The sequence below is a fragment of the Flaviaestuariibacter amylovorans genome, assembly GCF_039541815.1.
In the GTDB taxonomy this organism is placed as follows: Bacteria; Bacteroidota; Bacteroidia; order Chitinophagales; family Chitinophagaceae; genus Flavisolibacter; species Flavisolibacter amylovorans.
On the sequence record NZ_BAABGY010000001.1, the window covers coordinates 298707 to 311069 of the forward strand.

The following is a 12363-nucleotide window of genomic DNA, read 5'->3' on the forward strand; positions in this document are numbered from 1 at the left end:
CCCTAGAGAACTTTACCGGTTTTGCTCCTGCGCCCTAAACGTTTCCTAAGTCCGTACCCAACCCGCATTATGAAAACAATTTTATTCGCCCTCTTTATCCTTGCTGGTCTTAGCCTGACTGCGCACGCCCGCACCGTGACTGCCGTGAACAGCGGTTCCTGGGAAAGCTCCAGCACCTGGTCGCCCGCTGCTCCGGGTAATGGCGATCTCGTACTTATTCCCCGCGACAAGACCGTAGAGATTACCTCCAACATCCAGCAGAAGTTCTGGCAGATGGACATCCGCGTGGCCGGCACCCTGAATTTCGTAGGCGGCGGCGCCAAGCTGTGGCTCAACGACCAGAGCGTTATCTACGTATACAGCTATGGTAAGATCTATTCAAACCAGAATTCGCAGGTGATCATCCTGGGCAGCACCACGGTCATGAACGGCACCAACAGCGGTGTTACGATCACCGGCCCGTCGGTGGCCACGGCCAACAACAGCAGCGCCTCCTCGCTGACCAGCAGCTCTTCGGCCGCTGGTTTCCAGCCGTATAGCCCCAGCGCCCTTCCGGTTCAGTTTATCGCCTTCACGGCCGTTCGCCGCGCCGGCGACGTGCTGGTTCAGTGGTCTACCGCCCAGGAAGTGGATGCCCTGAGCTTCGAAGTGGAAATGAGCACCGACGGCCGCAGCTGGAACACGCTCAGCACCGTGGCCGCCGCCGGCAACAGCAGCAGCACCCGTGCGTACAGCTTCACCGCCCGCAACCTCCCCGCCGGCACGCTCCAGTTCCGCATCAAGCAGATCGACATCAACGGCAAATACACCTACACTGCCATCCGCACCGTGAAAAGCGGCAGCGATGCCCACATCGGCCTCATGGCTGCTCCCGGTAAGCTGGTCGCCCGCTTCGGACAAGAGGTGAAAGGCGTTACCATCCGGGTAATGAACGCCAACGGCCAGGTGCTCCAGGAGCAGCAGCTCGCATCCGCCTTTGGCCAGGTGCTGCTGCCGACCCAGGCAAAAGGCTACTGCATCGTGGCAATCCTTCACAACAACGAGATCGCGGCTTCCCAGGCGCTGGTCTTCTAAGATATTTCAGTCGGAATCAAAAACGAACGGCCCCGGCACTCCTGCCGGGGCTTCTTGTTTCCTGCCGGCACCGGTTTCGGCGGGCGGGGGCACAGGCACCGCTAGAAGGCTGCCTGAATCATTCAATCACTGTTCATCGGACCGCGCAGGCGCTGGGCGCGGTACTGACGCCTCTGTCACGACAACACGACGGCGCTCCCGAAGCGTCGTGAGGCACGACAAAAGCCGAAAGAGCACATTCATTTTCTCGTCGCGCCGTCGTGCCGTTGCGCCGTCGTGCATCGAGGCCGCTTGCGGCCGACCTTTTCGCCCTTTCCGGATGATCCTTTAACGCAAACAGCCTCTACGCCTTCCGCTCGCCGGCAGCTTTAGCAGACGTTTTAAGTGATCCACTTAGGAATCTTGCTGAAATCAGTAAAGAAATTCGCAACATGCCCAGGAAAAAGCCCGTTGAAAAAGGTCTTTCAAGGCAGGAAATCTTACAGAAAAGAAAGAAATGTCCCAGTGCTTAATAGCTGATTGTCAATCTATTCAACCACTCGTCCGCAGCCGGCTTAGGGTTATTACGTAACCTTATAGTAAAAACACTTGTTTATTACAAAAATTGCTTCTAAGTTTACCCCCTCGATATCGGACATCGGGTAGTAGCAAACCCTTAGACTTTATTACGCGATAACCTATTTTTACGATAAACAAGAATAAGTAGCCGGACGACCATGAACAAGATTTTGCTTACTCTTCTTGCGCTCGTACTTACCGCTTCGGCCAACGGCCGTATCCTGACGGCTATCAACAACGGCACCTGGGGTACCTCCTCAACCTGGAGCCCCGCCGCCGTGCCCAACGACGACGACACGGTGATCATTCCCGCAAACCGGGTCGTAACCATCAGCAGCAACGAGAACCTCAACCACGAGTATTTGCTCCTCCGCGTCATGGGCGGCCTGAACTTCGTCGGCAACGGTTCCAAACTCAAAGTGGGTGATTCCAGCGTCATCTTCGTTTATCCGGAAGGCATCATCAACGCCAGTCACAACTCCCAAAGCATTACGATCGGCAACAGCACGGTAATGACGGGGTCCAACAGCGGCAACTCCGTTACCGGCCCGGTGATGGCCTCCTCCGCTACCGGAGCTTTCCAGCCTTTTTCTTTCAGCACCCTCCCGGTGCAGTTTCTCGCCTTCAGCACCACGCGCCGCGGCGCCGACGTGCTGGTGCAGTGGGCTACTGCCCTCGAGGTGGGCGCCTTTGGCTTTGAAGTGGAATTCTCCCGCGACGGCCGCACCTGGACGACCCTCGGCCTCGTGCGCGCAGCCGGCAACAGCTCCTCCGACCGCCGCTACAGCTACACCGCCCGCAACCTGCCCGCCGGCACCCTGCAGTTCCGGATCCGGCAGATCGACCTGGATGGAACGTTTACCTATACCGCCATCCGCACCGTGCGCGCGGGTGCCGATGCCTCCGGCATAAAGCTCAGTGCGCTCAGCGGCCGCCTGCTGCTCGAATTCGGGGAGGAAGTAAGGGGTGCCACCGTCCGCATCTTCAATATCGGCGGCCAACTGCTCCAGGAACAGCGCCTCGGATCGGCCGTCGGCCAGGTGCTGGTACCGACCTCCGTCAAAGGTCATGTCGTGGTTGCCGTGAGCAACAACAACGAGCTCGCCACTACCCGGCAGCTGGTCCTTTAGAAGTTAGTTCGATTCAACATTGCAGGTTATACGAAAGCCCCGCCATCGGCGGGGCTTTCTACGTCAGGAATACTTGAACATTAGATTACATGAGCAATAGAACATTTGAGGGAAGGAAAGAGCGGCAGAAGAAAGAGCAGCTTAGCTCAACACGTTTCCCCTCCCTCATGTATTCTAATGTTGGCGTACTCTTCTTCAACGAGTGAAGGGCCGAATAAGTAAGAACAGCTTCAGCCTAAGTTCCCCCTTCGGGGGACAGGGGGCCGGGGCCGGGGGCGGGGCTGCAGAGTTCTATCAGAACCCCGTTGGTGCCTTTCGGATGAAGAAAGCACACGAGCTTACCGTCGGCGCCCGGCTTCGGCTCCGGGTTCAGGAGCGTAAAGCCCTCCGCCTGGAGGCGGGCCATCTCGGCACGGATATCGGCCACGTCGAAGGCGATGTGGTGGATCCCCTCGCCCTTTTTCTCGATGAATTTGCGGATGACGCCGTCCTCGGTGGTGGATTCAAGCAGCTCGATCTTGTTGGGCCCGGTCTGAAAAAAGGCGGTGCGCACCCCTTCGGAGGCCACCTCCTCGGTTTTGTAGCAGGCGGTATCAAGTAGTTTTTCGAAGAGGGGAACGGACGTTTCGAGGGATTTTACGGCGATGCCAATGTGCTCAACTTTCTGCATCCGGGGGCTGTTTTACGATTCTGGTAAAATTAGGATTCCGGATAATGATTTTCCTCAGGAGGGGGCTGTTTTTGAAGTAAATTTGCCTTCTGAATCGAACGTAAGTATATGTTGAAACTACCCGTATATCTCGACCATAGTGCTACCACGCCCTGCGATCCGCGGGTAGTGGAGGCCATGATTCCCTATTTCACTGAGTCTTTCGGCAACGCTGCAAGCCGCAACCACCCCTTTGGCTGGCAAGCCGAAGAGGCGGTGGACTATGCCCGCGAGCAGGTGGCGAAGCTCATCGGCGCCGACCCGAAGGAGATCATCTTCACTTCCGGCGCCACCGAGGCCGATAACCTGGCCATCAAGGGTGTTTTTGAGATGTATGCCCAGAAAGGCAACCACATCATCACCTGCAACATCGAGCACAAAGCCGTACTCGACACCTGCAAGCACCTGGAGAAGCTGGGCGCCGAGGTGACTTACCTGCAGGTGAAGCCCGACGGCCTCATCGACCTGCAGGAGCTGGAAGCGGCCATCAAGCCCACCACGATCCTCATCGCCATCATGTACGCGAACAACGAGATCGGCACGGTGATGCCGATGAAGGAGATCGGCGCCATTGCCCGCAAGCACGGCGTACTCACCTTCTCCGACGCCACGCAGGCCGTGGGCAAGATCCCGGTAGACGTGAACGCCGACCAGATCGACCTGCTCGCCATGACCGCGCACAAGCTGTACGGGCCTAAAGGCGTGGGTGCCCTCTATGTGCGCCGCAAGAACCCCCGTGTTAAAGTTACCGCCCAGATGGACGGCGGCGGTCATGAGCGCGGCATGCGCTCCGGTACGCTCAACGTGCCCGGTATCGTAGGGTTCGGCAAGGCCTGTGAGCTGTGCCGCCTTGAGATGGAGCAGGATGCCACCCGCCTCCGCGCGCTCCGCGACAAGCTTGAGACCGCGCTCCTCGGCATCGAGGAAGCTTACCTCAACGGCCACAAAGAGCACCGCCTGCCGCACGTAACGAATATCTCCTTCAAATACGTCGAAGGCGAGGGCCTGCTCATGGGCTTCAACAAGAACATCGCCCTTTCGTCGGGCTCGGCCTGTACGTCGGCTTCGCTGGAGCCTTCCTATGTGTTAAAGGCGCTCGGACTGGGCGATGATCTGGCACATAGTTCGCTGCGTTTCGGGTTGGGCCGCTACACCACCGAGGAGCAGATCGATTACACCATTGAGCAGATCCGCAACACCGTGCTCAAGCTCCGCGAGATGAGCCCCCTGTGGGAGATGTACAAGGATGGCATCGACCTGAACACCATCGAATGGGCGCACCACTAGGAGATCTCAGATCTGTGATGTGATGATCTCAGATCTGGTGCTTTTCGAAGGGTAACAGGCTCTCCTGATGAATTCGTTGGTAGGCCCCTGTTACCAATAAACCAATAGACAAATAGACTAATAAACATTTTATGGCATACTCAGATAAACTACTGGATCACTATAACAACCCCAAGAACGTGGGCACGCTCGACAAAGCCAGCAAGAGCGTAGGCACCGGCCTCGTGGGCGCTCCCGAGTGCGGCGACGTCATGCGCCTGCAGATCGAGGTGGACGATACTACCGGCGTGATCAAGGACGCGAAATTCAAGACCTTCGGCTGTGGCTCCGCCATTGCTTCCTCTTCCCTCGCTACCGAGTGGCTGAAGGGCAAGACGATCGACGAAGCCATGAAGATCGACAACATGGAACTCGTGGAAGAGCTCAACCTCCCTCCCGTGAAGATCCACTGCTCGGTGCTCGCCGAAGACGCCATCAAGGCCGCCATCAACGACTACCGCGTCAAGAATGGCCTCGAGGAGCTGAAGTTCGACGAATCCATTGTTCATTAACCCTTCGACAAGCTCAGGGTGACAAGTGGCCTCATTTGTCAGGCTGAGCTTGCCGAAGCCCAATTACCCCATTCGTAATCCATGACAGCAACAGACAACGCGATCTACGTATCGGATAAGGCCCGCGAGAAAGTGCGGCAGCTGATGCAGGAAGCCGGCGTAGCCGACGATCCGTCGTACTTCGTACGCGTAGGTGTGGTCGGCGGCGGCTGCTCGGGATTGAGCTATAAGCTCGATTTCGACAACGAGCAAAAGCCGATGGACCAGGTGTTCGAGGACAACGGCGTCAAGGTGGTGACCGACCTCAAGAGCTTCCTCTACCTCGTGAACACGATGCTCGACTTCTCCGACGGCCTCAACGGCAAAGGCTTCTTCTTCAACAACCCCAACGCGTCGCGTACTTGCGGCTGCGGAGAGTCCTTCGCGGTATAAGTACGTATCAAGAATTTCGAATCCCGCCTGATGGCGGGATTTTTTTATGCCCGCAAGCGGGCGGGTGCACGCGGCGGCGCAGCGATGGGCGGCGCGGCGATTTAAGAAATTGTTTATCCGAAAAGGCGTTGCTTCACGTTATCTGTACGCTGCGTCGTTGCGCCGCTGCGTCGCCGCGTGAAAGTTGGCTGCTTGCAGCCAACTTTTTCTTTCTTTACTTTACAGCCTATGTGGTCCATTTGTAAGAAGGAGCTCGGGCAGTTCTTCAGCAGCCTCACCGGCATCATTGCCATCGTGGTGTTCCTGCTCGTGAACGGCCTTGTGCTCTTCGTCTTCCGCAACAACATCCTCGACGCCGGCTATGCCTCCCTCGACGCGTTCTTTTCGTTTGCGCCCTGGATCCTGGTATTTCTCTGCCCGGCCATCTCCATGCGCTCCTTTGCCGACGAGTACCGCGGCGGCACCTTCGAGCTCCTGCGCACGCGGCCCCTCCGCCCTGGCCAGATCGTAGGCGGCAAGTTCTGGGGCGCCTTCCTCATCGTGTGCATCGCCCTGCTGCCCACGCTCGTGTACTTCTTCACCGTCAATCACCTCGCATCTGCCAATGGTATCGACGCGGGCGCGGCTGCGGGATCCTACCTCGGCCTCTTTTTCTTGGCGGCGGTGTTTACGGCCGTGTCCGTCTACATCTCCTCGCTTACCGCCAACGCGGTGATCGCGTTCATCGGCGCGCTCGTGGCCTGCGCGGTGCTCTACTACGGCTTTCATGCGCTGAGCCAGCTGCCGCTGGTGGAAGGCGGCGCCGACTACGTCATCGAGCTGCTCGGCATCGACTTTCACTACCAGAGCATCAGCCGCGGCGTGCTCGACACCCGCGACATCGTATATTTTCTCAGCGTAACGTTTTTCTTCCTTTACCTCACCCGTCAAAACCTCTTGCTCCGCGCATGAACCAACGAACCAATAAGCTCGGGTGGGTGCTCGCCCTCGTGGCCCTCGTTGGCGTGAACGTCATCGCGGCATCCTGGCACCAGCGCTTCGACCTCACCGAGGAGCATCGCTACTCGCTCAGCGCGCCCGCGCAGCAACTCCTGCGCGGCCTCGACAGTACCGTCCTGATCGACGTATTCGTAGCCGGCGACGAGCTGCCTTCCTACGTGCGCCAGTTCCGCAACACGCTCGGCGACTTCCTGCAGGAGGCCCGCGAGTTCGGCGGCAAACGGCTGCAGTACCGCTTTGTGAATCCTTTCGAAGGCGACACCGCCACCGTGAACGCGCTGCTCGACTCGCTCCAGTATAATTACGGCCTGCAGCCACTGGCCGTGCAGGCGCCCGGCAAGGTGGGCGACAACCTGGAGGTCACTAATGTGCTTCACGGTGCCGTGGTGCGCTACGGCGACCGCGCAGTCGGTGTGGACCTGCTCAAGGGGCAACGCGGCTTCGGCACGAGTCCGGAGGAACTCGCCGCCCTGTACAACAACGTAGAGGCTTCAGTAGAATACAAGTTCGCGCACGCCATCCAGAAGGTGACGGAGACCGAGAAGCCCATCGTGGCCTACCTGCTCGGCAACGGCGAAGTGTGGGGACCGAATATCAATGACGCCTTCCTCACGCTCCGCAACGAGTACCGTTCCGATACGCTCAACATCCGCGAGGTGCCGTTCATCCCGCCGGTCATCAACGCGCTGGTGGTGCTGAAGCCCACCCAGCCGTTCAGCAACGAAGACAAGATCAAGATCGACCAGTATGTAGCCCACGGCGGCAAGGTGTTCTGGATGCTCGACAACATGTACGCCGAGTTCGACTCGCTCTATAAGTCGCAGGGCTTCATCGCTTTCGACCGCGGCCTCAACCTCGAAGACCTGCTCTTCAACTGGGGCGTGCGCATCAACCAGGACCTGTTGCAGGACATGCAGTGCGACCAGCTGCCGCAGGTGAGCGACGGTACCGGCGCGCAGCGCTTTGTCGACTGGCCGTTCTTCCCGGTGCTGAACGGAACGAATCATCCCATCAGCAAGAACCTCGACGGCATCCGCACCTTCTTTCCGACGGTAATGGATACGGTGCAGGCCGAGGGCATTCGCAAAACGCCGCTGCTGGTGTCGTCGCCCAACGCACGGATCCTCGGAGCCCCGGCCAAGATCGATTTCCAGTTCCTGCAGATCGCGCCCGACGAGAAGCTGTTCAAGCGGAAGAACGTGCCCGTGGCCTACCTCCTCGAGGGCCGCTTCCGCTCGCTGTACGCGGGCCGCATTCCCGGCGCCTTGCGCGATTCGTTCCGCGCGCTCGACTACGACGTGCTGCCCGAAGCGTCTTCGGCGGGCAAGATGATCGTGGTGGCCGACGGCGACGTGGCTACGAACCAGTTCAGCCCGCAGCAGGGGCCCCTGCCGATGGGCACCAACGTGTTTACCCGGTACACCTATGCCAACAAGGACTTCTTCACCAACTGCCTCGAATACCTCGTCAACCCGAGCAATATCCTGCAGACCCGAGGCAAGGAGTACACCCTTCGCCTGCTCGACCCGAAGCGCGTGCGGGCACAGCGGAGCACCTGGCAGCTCGTCAACATCGTGGTGCCCATCGGGCTCGTGCTGCTCTTCGGCGTTGCGTACCAGGCAGCCCGCAAGCGCCGCTATGCCCGCTAGGCAGCAACGCCTGCTGCCGTTTTTGACCTTCGACGGGCGGCAATGATCGGGCAGGTCTGCACGGATTTTGCCGTAGGCGGTTGCGTTGCGTCCTATCTTTACGGCCTTCAATCAAGCTTCTTCCCCGCATGACCACCGATCAGCTCAGTTATTTAGTATTCGGCATCGTTATCGTTCTGGCCCTCGTCTTCGACCTCGGCTTGCTGAGCAAGAAGGAGACCGAGATCAGCATCAAGAAGGCGTTTTACCAGGCGGTGTTCTGGGTAGGGCTCGCCCTTGCCTTCTTCGGGTTCCTGTGGTACGAATACGGGCAGGCGCCCGCGCTCGAGTACCTCTCCGCCTACCTCATGGAGAAGAGCCTGAGCATCGACAACATCTTTGTCTTCATCCTCATCTTCACCTATTTCCGGATCGGCTCTACCCACATCGCGCGGGCCCTGCTCTGGGGCATCCTGATGGCCATCGTGTTCCGGGTCATCTTCATCGCGGTGGGCCTGGTGCTCGTGGAGCGCTTCAACTGGCTGCTGTATGTGTTCGGCGCTTTCCTGCTCTATACCGGCGTCAAGATCTTCTCGGCCAAGGAAGAGGACCAGTTTGACCCGGCGGCGAGCCCGGTATATAAGGTGATCAACCGCGTGTTCCCGATCATCCACGAAGACGTGGGCGGCAAGTTTTCCGTCATCCGCAACGGCAAGCGCTTTTACACCAACCTTTTCGTGGTGGTGGTGATGCTGTCGTTTACCGACATCGTGTTTGCCCTCGATTCGATCCCCGCCGTATTTGCGATCGTGACCGACTCGCCGCAGCGCAACCTGATCATCTATACCTCCAACATCTTCGCGGTGCTCGGACTCCGGTCGCTGTTCTTTGTGCTGAAGGGAGCGGTGAACCGCTTTTCGTACCTGCAGCAGGGCATTGCCATCGTGCTGGTGTTCATCGGCGCCAAGATGCTGATCCCGCTCGTCTACAAGGGCTTCCATATGCCGGTGACGATCTCTTTGTTGGTGATCCTCGTGTGCCTCGGCGGTTCCATCCTCTACTCGATACAGGTGGCGAAGCGCAAGCCCAACGAAAACGACCTCATCTGATCCCATTTGGAAGTTCGTAATAGAGTCCTGCCTGCGGCAGGGCTTTTTTGACTGGTGGCATGCGTCAAAACGGCCGGCGGATTTCCCGCAGAGGCGCAAAGCACGGAAGGAATTTTGTCCTGCCGGCGGCAAGGAGTTCACGCCAAGACGCAAAAGCGCAGGGGATAATGGCTCATGTTGAATGTCACTCAGTTTCCGTCGTGCCGTGGCGTCGCCGGGCAAACATCCTGCCGCAGGGAGGATCGTGGCTTTGCGTGCTCTGCGTCTTAGCGTCTCTGCGGGAAACCCGCGTTCTGCTTTAGGAAATCCAGCCACTTGCGGCGGCCTACCTGAGCAGCCTGAAAACCAACGCCTGCCCTTAATTTCGGGGCACATGTACACGGTTGATTCCATTGCAGCGATCATCGGCGCCGCGTTTCTGCAGGCCGCCGACACTACCCGGACCATTGCCCACCTGCTGCACGACAGCCGGGGCGTAGCGGTAGGAGAGGCCTCGCTCTTCTTTGCGCTCCACAGCCCGCGCAGCGACGGTCACCGTTTCATCGGCGACGCGTACCGCAAGGGCGTACGTGCCTTCGTGGTGGACCGGGACCCGGGCATCGCCGACTTCCAGGAAGCTTCCTTCCTGCAGGTGCCCGACACGCTAGCCGCCCTGCAGGCGCTCGCCGCGCATCACCGCACACAGTTTTCGATCCCGGTCATCGGCATCACGGGCTCTAATGGCAAGACCATCGTCAAGGAGTGGCTGTACCAGCTGCTCGAGCCGGAGCACCGCATCGTACGCAGCCCGCGCTCCTACAATTCGCAGATCGGCGTGGCCCTCTCCGTGTGGCAGATGACTGCAGGACACAGCCTCGCGCTCTTCGAGGCCGGCATCTCGCAGCCCGGTGAGATGGCGCGGCTCGCCGCCATGATCCGGCCCACGATCGGCGTACTCACCAATATCGGCTCCGCCCACGACGAGGGCTTCGTGACGACCGAGGAGAAGCAGCATGAGAAAGGCCGCCTCTTCGAGGGCGCCGACGTCATCATCGGCCCCGAGCCCTGGACCGGCCTCCTGCCCAACCACCTTTCCTGGGGCAGCGGGCGCGACGCTACCCTGCGGGTGGATGCGCTGGAGCAGGACCGCGACACCGAAGCGCAGGTGACCTACCGGGGCGTGCCGCTGCGCTTCCGGATCCCGTTCACCGACGAGGCTTCGGTGGCCAATGCCCTCACCTGCTGCAGCGTGCTGCTACACCTCGGGTACTCGGTAGACACCATCAACAGCCGCCTGGCTACCCTGCATCCCGTAGATATGCGGTTGCAGCTGAAGCGCGGTCTCAACGGCTGCACGCTGATCAACGACTCCTACAGCGCCGACTATACCTCGCTGCAGCTGGCACTGCATTTCATGGAGCAGCAGCGTACCGGGCAGCCCCGTGCGGTGATCCTGTCGGACTTTGCCGAATCGGTACGTGAGCCTGGGCAGTTCTATGGGCAGGTGGCCCAGGTGCTCCGCAGCTCCGGTATCGCCCGCGCGGTGTTGATCGGCCCGGAGATCTCCCGGCACCTGCAGCTCCCCGCCGGCATCGCCGTACAGCGCTATCCGGATACCGAAGCCTTTCTCGGGCAGTATCACCCGGGCCTGTTCCACGAGGAGACGATCCTGGTGAAAGGCGCGCGCCGCTTCCGCTTCGAGCGCATCGTGGCGCAGCTCGAAACGCGGGTGCACCAGACGGTGCTTGCCATCGACCTCAACGCGCTTGCCCACAACCTGCGCCAGTACCGAGCGCTGCTGCGCCCATCAACGAAGGTGATGGCCATGGTGAAGGCTTTCTCCTATGGTTCCGGTTCGGCGGAGGTGGCGTCGATCCTGCAGTTTCATCACGTGGATTATCTCGGTGTAGCCTATGCCGACGAAGGTGTAGAACTACGGAGGGCGGGCATCACGGTGCCCATCATGGTCATGAATGCCGATGTCAGCTCCTTCCCCGCGCTCGTGGAGCACCACCTGCAACCGGTCATCTACTCCTTTGCGCTGCTGCATGCCTTCGAGGCCTTCCTGCGCGGTGAGGGGCTGCAGGGCTGGCCGGTGCACATCGAGCTCGAGACGGGCATGAACCGGCTGGGCTTCGCCACCGTAGAAATACCGTCGCTGGCGCGGCACCTGCAGCAGACGCCGTGGCTGCGCGTGCGCTCCCTCTTCAGCCACCTCGCCGCCTCCGAAGATGCCGCGCAGGATGACTTTACCCGCGAGCAGGCCGACCGTTTCTGGGAGATGCTGCGGCCCATCGAGGCGGCGCTTTCCTACCCGGTGCTAAAGCACATCGCCAACTCCGCCGCCATCATCCGCCACCCGCACCTGCAGCTCGATATGGTGCGCCTCGGCATCGGGCTGTATGGCGTGGAGATCGAGACGAAGCAGCTCGAGCTGCAGCCAGTAGCCACGCTGCGCTCTACGATAGCACAGGTAAAGCACCTCGCCGCCGGCGATACCGTGAGCTATAACCGCCGCGGCGTCATCCGGGAGGAGTCGCTCATCGCCACCGTGCGCATCGGCTATGCCGACGGCTACAGCCGCCGCCTTGGTTACGGTGTGGGCAAGATGTGGGTGAACGGCCACCTGGCGCCGGTGGTGGGCACGGTGTGCATGGACATGACGATGATCGACGTGACCCAGGTGCCCAACGTGAAGGAGGGCGACGAGGTGGTGGTGTTCGGTCCCGGGCTTCCCGTGCAGCAGCTGGCCGATTGGATGGGTACGATCCCCTACGAGGTCATGACGGGCGTATCGCAGCGGGTGAAGCGGGTGTACTTCCAGGAGTAGAGCGCCCGGGCGGGCCGTGCGCCTGAAAAAGGATGGTCACGCACCATTTGAAGGAGACGCCTGCGGGTGCCGGAATC

10 protein-coding genes are annotated in these 12363 nt (G+C 59.9%); 9 read left to right on the forward strand and 1 reads right to left on the reverse strand.

Features of this window, described 5'->3' with window-relative positions; all coding sequences use genetic code 11:
- The first annotated feature begins 69 nt into the window (after positions 1–69).
- Entirely contained in the window at positions 70–1074 is a 1005-nt protein-coding gene (locus ABD937_RS01310) for a hypothetical protein (RefSeq protein WP_345252779.1), read from the forward strand.
- A 716-nt stretch (positions 1075–1790) separates the two neighbouring features.
- On the forward strand, positions 1791–2762 hold the full coding sequence (locus tag ABD937_RS01315; protein WP_345252780.1) for a hypothetical protein: 972 nt from the start codon (positions 1791–1793) through the stop codon (positions 2760–2762).
- 235 nt (positions 2763–2997) lie between these two features.
- Here the strand turns inward: ABD937_RS01315 and mce are convergent, their stop codons facing one another.
- Positions 2998–3432, reverse strand: a complete 435-nt coding sequence (gene mce / locus ABD937_RS01320; RefSeq protein ID WP_345252781.1) for a methylmalonyl-CoA epimerase — start codon at positions 3430–3432, stop codon at positions 2998–3000.
- A 108-nt stretch (positions 3433–3540) separates the two neighbouring features.
- On the opposite strand from mce, the gene ABD937_RS01325 reads away from it, so the two are divergent.
- The 7 genes from ABD937_RS01325 to ABD937_RS01355 all read left to right on the forward strand — a co-directional run bounded on the left by ABD937_RS01325 (position 3541) and on the right by ABD937_RS01355 (position 12286).
- A complete protein-coding gene (locus tag ABD937_RS01325; protein ID WP_425475025.1) occupies positions 3541–4758 on the forward strand; it encodes an IscS subfamily cysteine desulfurase in 1218 nt (405 codons plus the stop codon).
- A 131-nt stretch (positions 4759–4889) separates the two neighbouring features.
- Positions 4890–5309 carry a Fe-S cluster assembly scaffold IscU gene (iscU, locus tag ABD937_RS01330; RefSeq protein WP_345252782.1) on the forward strand — a complete coding sequence of 140 codons (420 nt, stop codon included), beginning with the start codon at positions 4890–4892 and terminating at the stop codon, positions 5307–5309.
- Between the two features lie 81 nt (positions 5310–5390).
- Entirely contained in the window at positions 5391–5741 is a 351-nt protein-coding gene (locus ABD937_RS01335; RefSeq protein ID WP_345252784.1) for a HesB/IscA family protein, read from the forward strand.
- 228 nt (positions 5742–5969) lie between these two features.
- A complete protein-coding gene (locus ABD937_RS01340; protein WP_345252785.1) occupies positions 5970–6692 on the forward strand; it encodes an ABC transporter permease subunit in 723 nt (240 codons plus the stop codon).
- On the forward strand, positions 6689–8389 hold the full coding sequence (gene gldG / locus ABD937_RS01345) for a gliding motility-associated ABC transporter substrate-binding protein GldG (protein ID WP_345252786.1): 1701 nt from the start codon (positions 6689–6691) through the stop codon (positions 8387–8389). The genes ABD937_RS01340 and gldG overlap by 4 nt, the downstream gene beginning before the upstream one ends.
- Before the next feature lie 128 nt (positions 8390–8517).
- Positions 8518–9477, forward strand: coding sequence for a TerC/Alx family metal homeostasis membrane protein (locus tag ABD937_RS01350; protein WP_345252787.1), 960 nt, complete (start codon positions 8518–8520; stop codon positions 9475–9477).
- Positions 9478–9850: 373 nt separating this feature from the next.
- The gene (locus tag ABD937_RS01355; RefSeq protein ID WP_345252789.1) at positions 9851–12286 is read left to right on the forward strand and encodes a bifunctional UDP-N-acetylmuramoyl-tripeptide:D-alanyl-D-alanine ligase/alanine racemase; all 2436 of its coding nucleotides are present in this window, start codon (positions 9851–9853) and stop codon (positions 12284–12286) included.
- Positions 12287–12363 lie beyond the last annotated feature (77 nt).